General features: G+C 67.6%; 14 protein-coding genes and 1 pseudogene. 10 read left to right on the forward strand and 5 right to left on the reverse strand.

The annotated features are described in order from the left end of the window. Positions 1–397: 397 nt before the first annotated feature. Positions 398–2,071: pseudogene (locus CUR96_RS18020) on the reverse strand (amidase); the annotation flags it as partial. Positions 2,072–2,224: 153 nt separating this feature from the next. On the opposite strand from CUR96_RS18020, the gene CUR96_RS18720 reads away from it, so the two are divergent. Next, positions 2,225–2,860: a TetR family transcriptional regulator gene (locus CUR96_RS18720; RefSeq protein ID WP_281255081.1), complete on the forward strand. Its 636-nt coding sequence runs from the start codon at positions 2,225–2,227 to the stop codon at positions 2,858–2,860. A gap of 13 nt (positions 2,861–2,873) precedes the next feature. On the opposite strand, the gene CUR96_RS18030 is transcribed toward CUR96_RS18720, so the two are convergent. From CUR96_RS18030 to CUR96_RS18040, 3 genes are read right to left on the reverse strand one after another with little or no spacing between them, the layout of a single operon-like run. Continuing rightward, entirely contained in the window at positions 2,874–3,674 is an 801-nt protein-coding gene (locus CUR96_RS18030) for a sulfite exporter TauE/SafE family protein (RefSeq protein ID WP_102194704.1), read from the reverse strand. Beyond that, entirely contained in the window at positions 3,671–5,215 is a 1,545-nt protein-coding gene (locus CUR96_RS18035; RefSeq protein WP_102194705.1) for a gamma-glutamyltransferase family protein, read from the reverse strand. Before CUR96_RS18035 ends, CUR96_RS18030 begins: the two co-directional genes overlap by 4 nt. Next, positions 5,212–5,958 carry a FadR/GntR family transcriptional regulator gene (locus CUR96_RS18040; RefSeq protein ID WP_102194706.1) on the reverse strand — a complete coding sequence of 249 codons (747 nt, stop codon included), beginning with the start codon at positions 5,956–5,958 and terminating at the stop codon, positions 5,212–5,214. Before CUR96_RS18040 ends, CUR96_RS18035 begins: the two co-directional genes overlap by 4 nt. 110 nt (positions 5,959–6,068) lie before the next feature. On the opposite strand from CUR96_RS18040, the gene CUR96_RS18045 reads away from it, so the two are divergent. The 3 genes from CUR96_RS18045 to CUR96_RS18055 are packed head-to-tail and all read left to right on the forward strand — an operon-like array spanning position 6,069 to position 8,600. Continuing rightward, positions 6,069–6,923, forward strand: coding sequence for an ABC transporter substrate-binding protein (locus CUR96_RS18045; RefSeq protein ID WP_102194707.1), 855 nt, complete (start codon positions 6,069–6,071; stop codon positions 6,921–6,923). A 52-nt stretch (positions 6,924–6,975) separates the two neighbouring features. Next, the gene (locus CUR96_RS18050) at positions 6,976–7,788 is read left to right on the forward strand and encodes an amino acid ABC transporter permease (RefSeq protein WP_102194708.1); all 813 of its coding nucleotides are present in this window, start codon (positions 6,976–6,978) and stop codon (positions 7,786–7,788) included. Positions 7,789–7,796: 8 nt separating this feature from the next. Continuing rightward, on the forward strand, positions 7,797–8,600 hold the full coding sequence (locus CUR96_RS18055; RefSeq protein ID WP_102194709.1) for an amino acid ABC transporter ATP-binding protein: 804 nt from the start codon (positions 7,797–7,799) through the stop codon (positions 8,598–8,600). 42 nt (positions 8,601–8,642) lie between these two features. Here CUR96_RS18055 and CUR96_RS18060 read toward each other — a convergent pair whose 3' ends face one another. Further along, positions 8,643–9,254, reverse strand: coding sequence for a TetR/AcrR family transcriptional regulator C-terminal domain-containing protein (locus CUR96_RS18060; RefSeq protein ID WP_102194795.1), 612 nt, complete (start codon positions 9,252–9,254; stop codon positions 8,643–8,645). A gap of 211 nt (positions 9,255–9,465) precedes the next feature. Here CUR96_RS18060 and CUR96_RS18065 point away from each other — a divergent pair, with 211 nt between their 5' ends. From CUR96_RS18065 to CUR96_RS18090, 6 genes are all read left to right on the forward strand, one after another. Then, complete coding sequence (locus tag CUR96_RS18065) at positions 9,466–9,906, forward strand: DUF3237 family protein (RefSeq protein WP_219722021.1); 441 nt, start codon at positions 9,466–9,468, stop codon at positions 9,904–9,906. Positions 9,907–9,955: 49 nt separating this feature from the next. After that, positions 9,956–11,515 (forward strand): ABC transporter substrate-binding protein, encoded by a 1,560-nt coding sequence (locus CUR96_RS18070; protein WP_245861475.1) that lies wholly within the window; start codon positions 9,956–9,958, stop codon positions 11,513–11,515. Between the two features lie 37 nt (positions 11,516–11,552). Further along, on the forward strand, positions 11,553–12,557 hold the full coding sequence (locus tag CUR96_RS18075) for an ABC transporter permease (RefSeq protein WP_102194796.1): 1,005 nt from the start codon (positions 11,553–11,555) through the stop codon (positions 12,555–12,557). Continuing rightward, entirely contained in the window at positions 12,550–14,232 is a 1,683-nt protein-coding gene (locus CUR96_RS18080; RefSeq protein ID WP_102194712.1) for a dipeptide/oligopeptide/nickel ABC transporter permease/ATP-binding protein, read from the forward strand. Before CUR96_RS18075 ends, CUR96_RS18080 begins: the two co-directional genes overlap by 8 nt. After that, positions 14,229–15,077, forward strand: coding sequence for an ABC transporter ATP-binding protein (locus CUR96_RS18085; protein WP_102194713.1), 849 nt, complete (start codon positions 14,229–14,231; stop codon positions 15,075–15,077). Before CUR96_RS18080 ends, CUR96_RS18085 begins: the two co-directional genes overlap by 4 nt. Next, a partial coding sequence (locus tag CUR96_RS18090; protein WP_102194714.1) for an amidase occupies positions 15,074–16,491 on the forward strand: 1,418 nt, incomplete at its 3' end. The genes CUR96_RS18085 and CUR96_RS18090, both read left to right, overlap by 4 nt.

Consider the following 16,491-nt stretch of genomic DNA (forward strand, 5'->3'; position numbering starts at 1 on the left):
TGTGGCGGTCGGATGCGCGTGCGAACCGCGCGTTCCGAGGGGATGGTCAGAGCGGGGAGTGCGGCGTCGTGGCCACGTCGCCGACGGTCACGCCGTCGGTGCTGCGGGCGACGACCACGACGAGGGGTCCGTACGCGTTCTGCCACTCGCTGTGTCGCCGGTCGTACGCATTCCGGTCGACGACGAGTTCCCCGGTGATCCTCTCGCCGATCAGTGTCGTCGGCACGGATACACCCTCGACATACGCTGCGCACTCGTCGATGAGTCCCCCGGTGAGTGTCGCGGTGAAACGGACGACGCCCTCGCGCCCTGCGTCTTCGAAGGTCACGGTCTCGATCTGCACGGCGATCGACCCCGGCGCGGCCGGGGCGGCGTGATCGAAGAGCGCCTCGGCCGCGAGTGCGGGCGTTCGCTCGGGTGCGGTCCGTCTGCTGCGCAGGGCTTCGACCGCGGATGCCAGCTGCAGCAGCCGGACATCGTCATGGGCGCGGCCGGCGATGGTCGCCCCGACCGGCATGCGGGTGTCCTCCATGACCCCCATCGGAATCGTGAACGTGGGGATGCCCAGATGACGGGGGACGAGGTTGCCGTTGGAGACCCAGACGCCGTTCCGCCACGCGATCTCCGCGGACGCGGGGTTCACATCGGCGTCGGTGGGGCCGACATCGGCGGCGGACGGGAAGATCACCGCGTCGAAGCCTTCAGCGTCCATCCAGTCCTCGAGATCGACGCGCCGCGCCTTCTCCAGGCCGCGCAGTCCCTCTTCGAGGGTCGGAACATGCGTCCAGTCGATGCGGCGCTCCGCCGCCCGCGGGACGTAGTCGGCGATGTCGTAGGCGATGTCGAACGGGAGAACGCCGTAGCGATCCTGCAGAGCGCCGCGAGGGTGCGGGAAGATGCGCGAGGCGTCGACATCGGCCAGCCGGTCGAGGGTGGGATCGCCGTTCTGCCGGAGGAAGTTGTCCATCGCCCAGATCGACAGTGCGCCCACTTCGTCGTGAAGGAACTGCTCGCTGACGAACCCGCGCTCGACGAGGTCGCGGTCGCCGCCGTGCAGCTTCTCGTAGTTGTCCACTGCGGGGAACGCCGTCTCCACGACCTCCGCGCCGGCGGCCTCGAGATCGGCCCGCAGTCGCGTCCACAGAGCGAGCACGCTCTTCCGCGTGTCGATCGGGTGTGCAGACCGGGGGTCACCGTTGATGTACATCCGCGGGACCGCGAATCGGAGACCCTCCAGCGGAGCATCCGCCAGATCGGCGAAGGAGTCGGGGCGCAACTCGGACGGCTTCGGGAGGGGGATCCACGGCTGCAGCCGCCAGAGATCGCCCTTCGAGTCGTCATCATCCGCGACGACCGCGTCCAGGACGAGCTTCATGTCGGCCATCGTGCGGGTGTGCGGCACGACGACGTCCATCGTCGGCACGAGCGGCCAGTTCCCCCGTACCGAGATGACGCCCCGCGAGGGCGTGTAGGCGACGAGTGCATTGTTGGACGCCGGAGCGCGACCGGAGGACCACGTCTCTTCGCCGAGCCCGAAGGCGCCGAAGCTGGCCGCGGTCGCCGTCCCTGAGCCGTTGGAGGAACCCGAGCCGAACGCCGAGGTCAGGTAGTCGCCGTTGTAGGGCGACTCGGCGCGACCATAGACACCGCGCTGCATTCCGCCCGCCGCCATCGGCGGCATATTGGTGAGGCCGAGGAACACGGCCCCGGCCGCACGCAGCCGCGCGATCGCGAAGGCGTCTTCCGACGCGACGAGGTCGGCGAAGGCCGGAGACCCCGAGGCGACGGTCAGCCCCGCCACTGCGTAACTGTCCTTCGCGGTGAAGGGGACGCCGTCGAGTACTCCGCGGGATTCTCCCGAGGCTCGACGGAGATCGGACGCTCGCGCTTCGTCGAACGCGCGGGGGTTCAGCACCGGGACGGAGTTCAACCGGATTCCCGATCGATCGTAGAAGGCGATGCGATTGAGGTAGCGCGCGACGAGCTCGACGCTCGTCACCAGCCCGGTCTCCATCGCGGCGTGAAGCTGCGCGATGTCGGCTTCGACGACGGTGAAGTTCGAGTGGTCCAATTCATCTCCTCATGCAGGTGCGAGATAAAACATACAGCGTTTGTTTAATGACCGCTAGATCCGCCACAATGCCTGTCGCCGCGTTTAGGCTGATGACAGCCGAAGGAGGCTCCCATCGCTCGTCCATCGAAACCACTGCTGAGTCGCGATCTCATCGCGCGCACCGCCCTCGCTCTCATCGACCGGGAGGGCACCGAAGGTGCGAGCATCCGACGTGTGGCGGCGAAGCTGGGGGTCAATCCGGCGTCGCTGTACAACCACGTGCCGAATCGGGCCGCGATGATCGAGGACGTGCGGGCGCTGGTGTCGGCGCTGATCGACTCGCGTCCTCTGCTCGAGCTGCCGTGGGAAGAGGGATTGCACGCCTGGGCGAGCTCGTATCGCCGCGCTTTCGCACGCCATTCCGGGACGATCCCGCTGCTCATGACCACGAAGGTGTCGGCGTCGGTGCTCCTGGCGGAGTACGAGGACTTCGCTGTCGCCGCGGAGGTGGTGGGCTGGGAAAGTCGTGACGTCCTGCCACTGCTGACGGCATTCGAGTCGTTCATCCTCGGCAGCGTTCTCGACATGTCGGGACCGACGGTGGTGTTCGACCCGAGTGGGCAGGAGGCGCAGTTCCCGCGGTTCGCCGCGGCCTTCGCGACTCTCCAGGAGGAGGATCCTCGCGACCCCGTTGCGACTCGTGCGTTCGAGCTGGGTCTGCGGATGCTGATCGCCTCCGCGCGCCCTGAGAGTCAGCTGAGGGATCGTGCGCGGCACCCGGAGACGACGGGGACGGCGGCCACCTGACGCGGGGGAGCGCTCAGCGCCGCCGCAGGTTCCGCACGACGAGTTGCACAGTGATGGCTGCGATCAACGCGGAGAAGGCGATGTTCGACCAGAGCGGCGTGAGGGATGTCGCCGTGAGGATGCCGAGCGGCGAGGCGAGACACGCGGCGATTCCCAGGAACATTCCGCCACGCAGGTCGACATTGCCGCGTCGCAGGTTGCCGAATGTGGCCGAGATCGAGCCGGGGATCATCATGAACAGCGAGGTGCCTTTGGCGATGAGATCGCTCGCGCCGAAGAAGAACATCAGCGCGGGGACGACGATGATGCCCCCGCCGACACCCAGGACTCCCGCCAGGATGCCGGTGATGATGCCCGCGCCCACGAGTGCGAGCGCTGTCCACACGGTGATCGCGATCGAGTCGTCGCGCGAAGGCACGTTGAGCCACAGGCTCGCGGCGGAGAAGACCAGGAACACGAGGAACGACCAGAACAGCGCGGGACGCGAGAGGCGTGCCAACAGGTAGCTGCCGATCTGTGCGCCGGCGATGACGCCGACGGCGAGAGCGATGCCCGCGATCCAGTCGATATGCCCGGTGAGTGCGTAGCCGACCGTGCCGACGATGGAGGTGGGGAGGATGGCCGCGATGGAGGTGCCCGCCGCGCGTCGCTGGTCGTAGCCGAGCATGAGGAGTGCCGGCACGACGATGATGCCGCCACCGATGCCGAACAATCCCGACAGGAAGCCCGCGATCAGTCCGAGAACGATCAGTGCGCCCGGCGATGCGCGCGGCGCGGCTGCGGGGGCTGTCCGCTCGGCCGAGGAGCGGGTCATCGGATGGTCCCGGTCTCGACGGCGGGTACCACGATCGCCGAGCCGTCCGAACGCGGATCGCTCGCCGCATCCCACCCGTGCTCCGTGGCCACGATGAGATTGCTGTGCCCGAGGGCTTCATCGCGCGGCGGTACGATGCGGATCGCAAGACCGCTGGCTGAGATGGCCTCGCGCGCGGTGCGGGGGACGTCGGCCTCGACCGTCACGGTTTCCTCGACGTCGCCGTCGTCCTGGATGCCGACGACCCAGCGCGGCGACGACGTCGCCTCCAGCGCGGATCTGCCCGCGAGCAGGTGCAGCAGCAGATGCGTGTGGATCTGGGCCTGGGCCTGGCCGCCCATGGTCGCCCCCGCGTACGCCAGCGCGCCGTCGCGTTCGACGAGCACGGGCATGAGCGTGTGCGGCGGGCGGCGCGAGGGGCCGAAGGCGGCGGGATGCGCCGGGTCCAGCGAGAACGACGTACCGCGGTTCTGGAACAGGATGCCGGTCTCCGGCTCGAGCACGCATGCGCCGAACGCCCAGAAGACCGATTGCACGAGGGATACCGCCCAGCCCTCGTCATCGACGGCGACGAGGCCGACCGTGTCGCCGTTGGCCGGCGCGGTGACGCGCGTGTGCTCGGCGGCGGGGGCCGTCATGCTCACCAGCGCGTCGGCGTCGTGCTGGGCGGTGTCAGGGTCGGAGAGCCAGGTTCGTCGGACGCCGTTGCTCGCGTAGAACGTCTGCGCGAGGAGGCCGGCGTCGGCGCCGAGCGGGTCCGGCCACCCGGCCTCGGACAGTGCGATCGCGTGGCGCAGGAAGGCGAAGCCCTGTGAGTTCGGGCGCCCCGTGTGAACGTCCAGACCGAACACCCGTCGAGTCAGCGGCTCTGAGACGGTCGGCCGGTACTCGGAGACATCGGTCGCGTCGATCGCGGACCCCAGCGCTCGCAGCCCCGCCACCCATCGTTCGGCGAGCGGCCCGCGATAGAACGCGCGGAGGCCGTGTTCCTGCAGCGCTGCGAGCGTGCGGGCGAGCGCGGGCTGACGCAGTGTCTCGTTCTCGCGGAGGGGGCGACCTTCGGGGAGGAAGATCGCCGCGCAGCCAGGATCGGCGGCGAGGGCGTCATGATCGACTCGGATGGCCGCTCCGAGGGAGCGCGAGACGGGTGCCGCCTCGGCCAGAGCACGGGCGGGTTCGAGCAGGTCGGTGAGCGGCAGGCGCGCGCCTATCGCGTGCAGCGCCTCCCAGCCGGCGACGCCGCCCGGGACGGTCACGGTGTCGATGCCGCGCGAAGGCAGGCGCTCGCCATGCCGCGCCCGGAGGACATCGAGACCCTGAGCCCGCGGTGCGCGCCCGGTCGCGTTGACGAAGCGGATGCGCCCGGCCGGATCGCGCACCAGGGCCACGAGGTCGCCGCCGAGGGCCACGTTGTTCGGGTACACGACGCAGAGCGCCGCTGCAGCGCTCAACGCCGCGTCCAGGGCGGTGCCGCCCCGGCGCAGAGCGCGTTCGCCCGCCTCGGTCGCGAGATAGTGCGACGAGGAGATCGCCCCGCTCATGCGTTCTTCCCGGCGGGGGATTCACCAGATGCCGCGGCGCGCAGGATCTGCTCGAACACCGTTTCCACGTGAGCGCGAGCGGCAGCCTCCGCCATCGCGCTGTCCTGCTTCTCGATGGCGGCGAAGATGAGGCGATGGCCGTCGTTGGAGGTGTGGCGGCGCTGCGGCGTCTGCAGTGTGCGCCGCCGGCTCGGCGCGATCTGCGTGGCGATCAGGTCGGTGAGCTGTGCCATCAGGGGGTTGTGCGTGTACTGCGAGATCGCTTGATGGAACGCTCTGTCGAGTTCCGAGTATCGCGCGAGGTCGGTCTCGTTCTCCATATCGGAGATGAAAGTGCGCAGCTGCTCGATGTCACGGGGTGTGACCCGTGCGGCGGCGAGCGCTGCGATCGGCGGCTCGATCAATGCGCGCAGTTCCATGATCTGTGTGAGCTCCGTCCCCCGGCCGGTCATCGCCGTGAGCACCGCGGCGAGTGAGTGCGCGGCGGTACCCGATTGCAACGACGCGGCTCGCACCGTCGTTCCTCGACCGGGCTTGCGGTCGATGAGTCCGCGCTGCTCCAACTCGTGCAGCGCCTGACGGATGGACACGCGGGAGACTCCCAGCTGTTCGGCGAGCGCCTGCTCGTTGGGCAGCCGATCTCCTGGTTTCAGCTCGCCCTCAAGGATCGCACGCTCGATGTCGAGCGATAGGCGATCGGGGACGGACAGCGCGGGTGAGCGGCGCAGCGTCGACCATTCCATGAGTGTCCTCTTTCCACATCGAATAAAGACAGCTTGACAGTTAGTCCTACAAACTGTCAAACTCACCCCAGCCGATCCATCGCTCGGTGCTTTATGAGAGAGGAAGCGACATGTCGCACACCCGATTCGCCGCTCTGGCCGGCGCTGCTGCACTTGCGGTCCTGTTGGCCGGTTGCGCCGGTTCGTCCGGCAGCTCCCCGTCGTCCGATGGTGGCGAGGGTGAGGATCTCGGCCTTCTGAAAGCGGGCACCCTCACCGTCTGCGTCAACCTGGAGGCGCCGCCGAACGTGTTCGCGGAAGCCGACGGCACACCCGTCGGTGTGGAAGTCGATCTCGCGAAGGACATGGCGAAGAAGATGGACCTGGACATCGCGTTCAGCGAGTACTCCTTCGCCGGGCTGATCCCCGCACTTCAGGCCAAGCAGTGCGACACGATCATCTCGTCGTTGTACATCAAGCCCGAGCGCGAGGAGATCGCGAGCTTCGTGCCCTATCTCCTTTCGGGGTCGGGAATCGTCGTGGCGGAAGACAATCCCGCTGACGTCACCGGGTTCGATGAGAGCCTGTGCGGCACGAAGGCGATCGGCATCAACGGCGCCACCGGAGCCGGCCTGCTCGACGAGCAGTCCGCGAAATGCACGTCGGATGGCAAGGAAGCGATCACCATCACCCTCACAGACAAGGCCTCCGATGCACTGCAGCAGGTGATCGCCGGACAGCAGGATGTCTACCTCGACACGGCCGAAGGGGCGGCGTACTTCTCGAAGCAGTCCGACGGCCAGCTGATCCCCGTGGGCGAACCGGTCGGAGAGATCAAGATCGGAGCTGCGTCGTTGAAGGCGAACACGGCGCTGCATGACGCGCTCGCGGACGCCTTTGCGGCGCTGCAGGAAGACGGCACGTACCAGGGCATCCTCGAGACGTGGGGCTTCGAGTCCCTCGACATCGCGAACGCCACATCCTGACCATCGCTGAGGGCGCGGCAACGCCGCCGCGCCCTCCTGAAAGGGAGATCCCATGAACTTCGACTGGTCATACTTCTGGGAGAGCCTGCTCGCGCCCAGCCCGCGGTTCCTCAGCGGTGTCGCGCTGACGGTGATCATCTCGGTGACAGCCATGGTCCTGGCGCTCATCCTCGGGTTGTGCATCGCCCTGCTCGGACGCAGTCGCTTCATCGTGTTCCGGCTGTTCTCCAGCTTCTACATCTGGGTGATCCGCGGCACCCCGCTGCTGGTTCAGCTGGTCATCCTGTACACCGGCTTCGCCGCGATCGGACTCTTCCGTTTCGATGATCAGGACATCGCCGGTGCATTGATCAAGGGCGCGGTCCAGGCCGCGGTCGTCGGGCTGATGCTGAACGAGAGCGCCTACATCTCCGAGATCGTCCGCTCCGGCTTGGAGTCGGTGGATCGCGGTCAGAACGAGGCCGCTCTGTCGTTGGGCATGACTCCGTCGTCTTCGATGAGGCGGATCATCGTGCCTCAGGCGATCCGCGTGATGGTTCCGCCGCTGGGCAACTCGTTCAACGGGCTCATGAAGCAGACCTCCGTTCTCTCCGTCATCGGTGTCGCCGAGATGTTCCAGGCCGGCGCCACGATGAGCGCGGCCACCTTCAAGGTGTTCGAGATCTACCTCGTGGTCGCGCTCTACTACCTTGCTCTCACCACCGTCTGGACGATCGTGCAGACGTGGATCGAGAACGTGCTCAACGCCCGTGCGGGACTGCCGCCCGCAGAATCCGTGTGGAAGCGGCTCTTCGGCTTGCGCCCCCAGCGCCGGACGGTCACCAGCACACCCGTACTGCAGTCGCAGCCCGTCGAAGCCGCGTGAGGATTCCCATGACCAGTACTTTCACCACCCCTGTCAGCACGGTCCCGGCGGGACCGATCGTCCGCGCCGAGAAGGTCACGAAGTCGTTCGGCGACCGACGCATCCTCACCGACGTCGACCTCGAGGTCGAGGCGGGCGAGGTCGTGGTGCTCGTCGGCCCTTCCGGGGCGGGAAAGACGACGTTCCTCCGCACGCTCAACAGGCTGGAGGACATCGATTCCGGAGAGATATTCATCAACGGCGAGCGACTCGGCGCCCGTGAGGGTCGCGGTGGCCGCCTCCTGGAACTCTCCGCCCGCAACCTGGCGCGTCAGCGTTCCGACATCGGATTCGTGTTCCAGCACTTCAATCTGTTCCCGCACATGACCGTGCTGGAGAACATCTGGAACTCCCCCGTCAACGTCAAGCACGAGAAGAAGGCGGAGGCGGTCGCATACGCGCGCGAGCTGCTCGGCCGGGTCGGGCTCGCCGAGAAGGCCGATGTCCGGCCGCGTTCGCTCTCCGGTGGACAGCAGCAACGCGTTGCGATCGCCCGAGCTCTCGCGATGCGGCCGGCCCTGATGCTCTTCGACGAGCCGACGAGCGCGTTGGATCCGGAGATGGTCGGCGAGGTGCTCGCGGTCATGAAGGACCTGGCGCTGGCGGGCATGACGATGATCATCGTCAGCCACGAGATGGGATTCACGCGTGAGGTCGCCGACCGCGTTGCCGTCATGGATGCCGGCCGGATCATCGAGAGCGGTACGCCCTCGCAGGTGTTCACCGAGCCGCGACAGGAACGGACCAGACAGTTCCTGTCGAAGGTGCTGTGACCTCCGGAGCGGTCCCGAGTTCCGAGAGCGGGTGTGCGGGATTCAGCGGCGAGACTCGCGGATGGCGAGCGCGTCCAGGTACATCTCCACCTGCTTCGCGAAGACTTCTTCGGCGTTGACGAGTGCCAGTTGGGACTTCGCCGCTTCGGCATAGGGGAACTGGGCGGGGTTCTTCGGTGCGTAGACCTGGACCCAGCCTTCTTCTGCTTCGCCGCTGTCGGGTGCGCTGAGTCTCGCGCCCTGGGCGCTGGCGGAACCGAGGACGAGGTTCGAATAGACCTGATACTGGATGACGGCCTCCGGTCCGCGCAGTCCCGCCATATGGATCGCCCGCAGCACCCACTCGACGGCGCGCAGCTCGTTCAGGCCGTTCGTCACGAGTGGGAAGGATGTCGCGGCCGCTGCGGGGTGCGCATTCGCGGTGCGCCAGGCGCGCCACGCCAGGTTCTCGAGGTCGATGCGCCACTCATCGGTGGGCTCGTATCCCTCGATCGACAGTCCGTCGAGGTGGTCCGCCAGGGCCTTGAGCACGTCGTGACGACCTGCGAAGTGGCGGTAGACCGCGGTCGGAGACGCCTTCAGCTCCTCGCCCAGCCGGGCGAAGGTGAGAGCGGGCTCGCCCTCGGCGTCCATGATCCGCAGCGCCGCAGCCACGATCTCCTCTCGCGAGAGGGACCCGCGCTTGCGTCGCTTGTGCACTTCTGGACTCACTGTTCATCCCTCCGCCGACGATGCGATTCACCATCGTCGATGTTCCCGGCGGGTTTCCCCGACGTTCCATTTTAGTGAATGGCATTGACTATAGCTTTAACTATCCCCATACTCGACTCAACACGCAACGATGCGATTCGAGATCGGACCCACGATGAACTCCTCTACCGCCCCGGCGCTCCGGTTCGCGTTCCGGATCGTCGCTGAAGTCGGATCGTACCTTCCTCTGCAGAGGAGAGACGCAGAACTGCTGGAGTTCATCCCCATCACCGGTGGAACCGTCGAGGGCGACGTCGCCGGCACGGTCCTTCCCGGCGGGGGTGACTGGTGTCTCACGCGAGCCGACGACGCGTACGAGGTCGAGGCTCGATACCTCGTGCGAACTGCCGACGGGCAGATCATCGACGTCGTGAACGTCGGCCTGGTGCGCCACCTTCCCGGTGAATCCGGTGAGGCGATGGGGTACTTCCAGTCGACACCCCGATTCCGCACCACGGCTCCCGATCTGCAATGGCTCACGCGCTCCGTCTTCATCGGGCGTGGCACGGCGAACGAGAACGACACGACGATCGACATCTTCGAAGTACAGGCCTGACCCGCCGCTCCGCGCTCGGAGCAGCATCACATCCACCGAGAGGCACAGCATGTCCCACCGACGACACACCCTCATGACCGCGGCAGCACTCACCGCCGCCGTCGCCCTGACGACGACATCGTGCGCCGCAGGCGGAGGCGCGGAATCCGTCGCCACCGACACGATCCGCACGACGATCGACGTCCCGGCGACGTTCGATCCCAGCCTGACGCTCTCCCTTCCGGACAATCTGCTCGCCCGCACGAGCTACGACACGCTCGTTCGACGCGACGAGAGCGGGCTCGTCCCCGGACTCGCGAGCGAATGGACGGCCACGCCCACGCAGGCTGTGCTCATCATCCGGGAAGGAGCGACCTGCGCCGACGGGACGGCGATCACGCCGACGGTCGTCAAGGATTCGCTCGAGTACTTCGCACGTCCCGACAGCCCTTCGACCACCGCAGGTCAGGTCTTCGGCGGCACACCGCCGACGATAGCGGCCGACGACAGCGCGGGCACCGTCACGATCGATCTCGGCGCGCCGTGGCCCGATCTGATGACGGGGCTCAGCATCTCGTCCACCGGCATCGTCTGCCCCGCCGGTCTCGCAGACCCCGAGGGTCTCGCTGCCGGGACGGTGAAGGGAAGCGAGTCGGGTCCGTACACGCTGGAGTCCTTCGAGCCTGGCGTGAAGTACCGGTTCACGCTCCGCGAGGACTACGACGCGTGGCCGGAATGGACGACCACGGTGAACGGCACCCCGGCAAAAACGCTGGAGTACGTGGTGTCGCCGGACTCGACGGCGACGGCGAACCTCGTGATCAGCGGTCAGCTGGACATCGGCAAGATCCAGGCGCAGACGATCGAGCGGTTCGACGCCATGGACGGATACGAGGTCGCGATCAATCGCTTCTCGGACTTCTACCTGATGTTCAACGAACGTCCCAGCAGCCTCTTCGCCGACCCTGCTCTGCGTCTCGGGGTCGCTCAGGCCATCGATCGTGCGATGTTCGAAGAGGTGTCGTCTCTCGGAACGGGTGAGATCGCCACCTCGCTCGCATCGAATCTGACGCCGTGCGTCGCCGAGGCGACGACCGCTGTCCCGGATCAGGATGTCGAGGCTGCGACAGCCGCACTCAGCGGGCTCAGCATCCGCTTCATCGGTCCCACCATCGCAGGCCCTGCCGGTGCCGGCAACGAGTACATCGCCGAGGCGCTCCGTGCGGCCGGCGCCGAGGTCACGATCGAGAACACCGACGTCGGCACCTGGATCGCCACCGTCTTCGGGGAGCCGGACGGATGGGACCTCACCATGTTCGCCGACCTCAATTTCCTGGGCTCGCTCACGAGCCCTCTGGGAAGCTTCGTCGGACCGTCGATCGGGGACGGCGGCGGGAACATCGGCGCGGCCTCGAACACTGCTGCGGAAGAGGCGTACGCGGCCGCCCTCACGGCAGCGTCCGAAGAGGAGCGCTGCGCCTCCCTCAACAGCGCGGTGAATGCGCTGGTCGAGAACGTCGACGTGCTGCCGCTCATCAACGACGCCTTCATCTACGTGCAGCGGCCAGGGTTCACGGTGCAGATGCTCGGCGGATCGCTCGACGATCCGATCTTCCGGATCGCGGACTGACCCTGTGTCCGGCGCAGAGCTGTCGACGCGCACAGAGTTGTCGACGCGCACAGATACGACGGCGATCGTCATCCGCCGCCGTCGCGCACAGAACTCCTGGGGCAGTTTCGCTCTGCGCCGGCTGGGTGGGCTCGTCCTCTCGCTGGTGCTGCTGGCCGTCCTCACGTTCCTGATCGTGCCGCTGATCCCCGGTGACCCTGCGCTCGCGATCCTCGGACCGGACGCCACTCCCGCGGCGATCGCGACGGTGCGCGAACGGCTTCATCTCGACCTGCCGTTGTGGAATCAGTTCGGTCTCTATGTGCAGGGACTTGCCACCTTCGACCTGGGGGAGAGCTTCCGATACTCCACCCCGGTCACGGAGACGATCGCGACGAAGCTTCCGTACACGGCGACGCTGGCCTTCGGCTCGATCGCCGTCGTGGTGATCGTCGCGATTCCGATGGGCATGCTCATCGGCGTCCTCACCCGCGGCGGTCGCCGATCCGGCCTCGCCACCGGATTCGGCGTGGTCGCCGGGTTCTTCGCATCCTTCCCCGCCTATGTGGCGGCGACCCTCCTGGTGATCGTCTTCGCGATCTGGCTCCGGGTGCTGCCCGCCGGCGGCGCCTCCGCCGCCGGCGCCTTCGTCCTCCCCATCGTCGCCCTCGCGATCGGACCGACGTTCGCCGTCGCGCGGGTCGTGCGTCAGGAGACGTTCGAGGTTTTGCAGCAGGACTACATCCGCACGGCGCGTGGTCGCCGTGTCCGATCCGCTCGGCTGTACCTGAGACATGCGCTGCCGAACCTGATGGCGTCCACGCTCACGCTCACCGGTCTCATCCTGGCCGGACTGCTTGGAGGTGCGGTGATCATCGAAAGCGTCTTCAGCCTGCCGGGCCTCGGCATGGAGGTCGTGCAGGCCATCATCTATCGCGACTATCCGGTCATCCAGGGCATCGTCCTGACGATCGGCACCATCGCCATCGTCATCAACCTGGTGATCGACGTCCTCCTGGGTCTCATCGACCCCCGAACCCTGGGTGGGCCGACCAATGACTGACCACCGCCGCTACGTCCCGGTCCCTCTGATCGCCGGCCTCGTCATGCTGGGCATCCTGGCGCTCACCGCGATCCTCGCCCCGATCTTCCTGAGCGGTGCGGCCAACACCCTGACTTCCGACACCCGGGCGGCTCCGTCCGCCGAACACTGGTTCGGGACAGACGAGTTGGGGCGCGACATCCTGGCGCGAGCTCTGGTGGCCACCCGGTTGACCCTGGTGATGGCCTCCGCAGCCACCGCGATCGCCGTCGTCGCCGGCGTTCTCATCGGGGCTCTCATCTGGCTCGCACCGAAATGGCTGCGGGACTCGGTGCTGCGGATCATCGATTCCACGGTCGCGTTCCCGTCGATCATCCTGGCGCTCGTGATCGCCGCGATCCTCGGCCCGGCGACGTCGTCCGCGATCATCGCGATCGGCATCGCCGGCATCCCCGGCTTCGCCCGCATCACCTCGAACATGACCGCCTCGGTCGCCCACAAGGACTTCGTCGGAACAGCACGACTCCTGGGCGTGCCCGGTCCGATGCTCTTCATCCGGCATCTGCTGCCCAACATCGGCGGACCGCTCCTCGTGCTCATCGCGTCGAGCTTCGCGCTCTCGCTGCTGGACATCTCGAGCCTGTCCTTCGTAGGGCTCGGTGTGCAGAGCCCCGACTACGACTGGGGTCGGCTGCTCAACGAGGGGCTGCCGGCGATCTACTCGCAGCCCATGCTGGTCATCGCCCCCTCGGCGATGCTGATCTTCGCAGGCGGTGCCGCCATGCTCACCGGAGACGGGCTGGCGGCGCGCATCGATCCGTGGGGGCGTCAGCCCCGCGCCCGCCGCCAGGCTCGACGCGCGGTGCCCGTCGCGTCCCTCACGCCCGCCGCGCTCGTCGAGGTCCGCGACCTGAAGGTCACGGCAGCGAACGGCAGCGAGCTCGTGAAGGGCATCGACTTCGACATCTCGCCCGGCGAGATCGTCGGCCTGGTCGGCGAATCAGGGTCGGGCAAGTCGATGACGGCGATGAGCCTGGCGCGCCTGCAGCCCGACAGCGTCGCGGTCGACGTGGGACTGATGAGGCTGGGCGACCTCGATCTCCGGTCGAACCGGCAGCAGAGTCGTCTGGCGAAGGAGATCGGGCTGGTCTATCAGGATCCCGGCTCGACCTTCAACCCGGCGCTCCGCCTCGGCGTGCAACTCACCGAGGTCGCACGCGTGCATCTCGGGATGTCGCGCCGAAAGGCGACCGAGACGCTCGTGGAGGCACTGCGTCGCATGCGGATCAGGAACCCGGAGGAACGGATGGGGCAGCATCCGTTCCAGCTTTCGGGAGGGATGCTGCAGCGGGCGATCATCGCATCCTCGCTCGTGACCAGCCCGCGGCTCATCATCGCCGACGAGCCGACCACCGCGCTGGACGTCACCGTGCAAGCCGAGGTGCTGCGCCATCTCAAGCGCATCAACAAGAGCGAAGGCACCGCCATCCTCTTCATCTCACACGACATCGGCGTCGTCGAGGCGCTCTGCGACCGGGTGCTCGTCATGCGCCAGGGAGAGATCGTCGAACGCCTCACCGGCGCCCAGCTGGCGGCTCGCGACGTCCACCACCCCTACACCCGAGCGCTGCTCGACGCGACTCCGACACTCGCCGTCGCCTCGACGCTCCCTTCCCTCTCCCAGGAGGTCTCATGACGACCCCGACCACAGACCCGATCCTCGAGGTGCGTGGGCTCGAGGTCACCCTGGGCCATGGGCGCAGGGCGACCAGGATCCTCAACGGCATCGACCTGTCCCTCCAACGCGGCTCGACCGTGGCTCTGGTCGGCGAGTCGGGGTCGGGCAAATCGACGATCGCCAAGACCATCATCGGCATCCACCAGGCCGATGAAGGATCGATCCGCTTCGCCGGCACCGAGCTCGTCGGCGCCGACCGCGGTACCCGCCGGTCGGTGCGAAGGCGAATCCAACTCATTCCGCAGAACCCGTACTCGTCGTTGGATCCTCGCCGGACGATCGGTCAGACGCTCGCCGAGGCGATCGACCCGGTACTGGGTCGTGTCGGTCGGCATCGGCAGCAGATCTCCTCGGCGCTGGCGATGGTGGCGCTGGATGACGCGGCGATCGGACGGTATCCGCACGAATTCTCGGGTGGTCAACGCCAGCGCATCGCGATCGCTCGCGCCCTCGCCACCGATCCCGACGTCGTCATCGCCGACGAGATCACCTCAGCCCTGGACGTGTCCACACAGGCCGAGATCCTCGTTCTGCTCGCGCGGCTTCGAGAGGAACTGCAGCTCACGGTGCTCTTCATCTCCCACAACCTCGCGGTCGTGAGCCAGATCTGCGACGACGTGATCGTCCTGCTGAACGGCGATGTCGTCGAAGCGGGGCCGGTGGGATCGGTGTTCTCGCATCCCGCATCCGAGTACACGCAGACACTCGTCGACTCCGTTCCCGGGGGCACGGCCTTCACCCTCGCCCTTGCCGAATCCGCACCCCTTCCGTCCACTCCCGACTCCACAGGAGGCACACCATGACCGATACCCGACGCGCACTCTGGACACTGAGCGCCCGAGAGATCGCCCGTCTCGTCCGTGGCCGCGATGTCACCGCGCGCGAGGTGATCGATGCGCACCTCGACCGCATCGCCGAACTCAACGGCTCCCTCGGGGCGCTCACCGTCGTGTTCCCGGAGCGCGCCCGCGCGCTCGCCGACCTGATCGACCGGCGGATCGCCGACGGCGAAGACGTCGGGGAACTCGCCGGTGTGCCGATCTCCATCAAGGAGAACATCGACATGACCTGGTCGGCATCGACCGAGGGATGGGCCTTCCTCGCGGACGCGATCCCGGACTCAGATGCGACGATGGTCAGGCGGATGCTCGAGGCCGGCGCGATTCCCGTCGGTCGAGGCAACATGCCCGACACCGGCCTGCGCTGGGACACGGACAACGAGCTCTTCGGGCGCACCTACAACCCCTGGGACCGCGATCGGGTCCCTGGCGGCTCCAGCGGTGGCGACAGCGTCGCCGTCGCGACCGGTATGGCCGTGCTCGGGCTGGGCAACGACTACGGCGGATCCTTGCGGCTGCCCGCATACGCCGCGGGGATCTGTGCGCTGCGTCCGACGGCGGGCCGGGTTCCGGCATCGGCTCCCATCCAGCCATGGCCCCTGACCGAGCAGTTCTTCGCCGTGAACGGACCGATCGCGCGACACGTCGACGACCTCGACGCCGCGTTCTCGATCATGCACGGCGCAGACGGGATGGATCCGACGGCCGCCTCGATCCCGCATCCGTCCGGCTATGACGGCCCGCGGCGCGTCGCCGTCACGCGCGATCCGCTCGGCTGGGGGGTCGACCCGGAAGTCGCCGACGCGATCGCGCTGGCCGCCGATGCGCTCGCCGCCGAGGGCTGGGAGGTCGTGGACGCCGAGGCGCCGATGATCGAGGAGGCCGCACTGCTGTGGCGCCGGCTCTCGGTCACGGAGCTCGTCGGGACGTTCCTGCCGGGTGGCCGACCGGCCCCCCTCGGCGACGACGCGACGCGGTACTTCCTCGACAACGCCGATGAGACCGAGATCTTCGAGTCCGTCGGGGACTACGCGGCGGCATGGGGTCAGCGCCTGCTGATCTCAGCCGCGTGGGAGAGATTCCACGCCGAGTTCCCGATCGTGCTGGGGCCCGTCTCAGCGCGGCGCATGCCGACGATCGGGTACGACCTGTCCGGCCCCGAGGCGACCACGCAGCTCTGGCGCGATCACCGCCTGCTGGTGACGGTCAACTTCCTCGGCCTGCCGTCCGTCGCGGTGCCGACGGGGCTCGACGTCGACGGCATCCCCTCTGGGGTGCAGCTGATCGCCCCGCGCAACGGCGATCACATCGCCCTGGCCGCCGCGCGAGCCGTCGAGGCGCGCGTGGGGACGTTCACTCCCCTCGAACGGCCTGCGGG

Source organism: Microbacterium aurantiacum (assembly GCF_002872075.1).
GTDB classification, from domain to species: domain Bacteria; phylum Actinomycetota; class Actinomycetes; order Actinomycetales; family Microbacteriaceae; genus Microbacterium; species Microbacterium aurantiacum_A.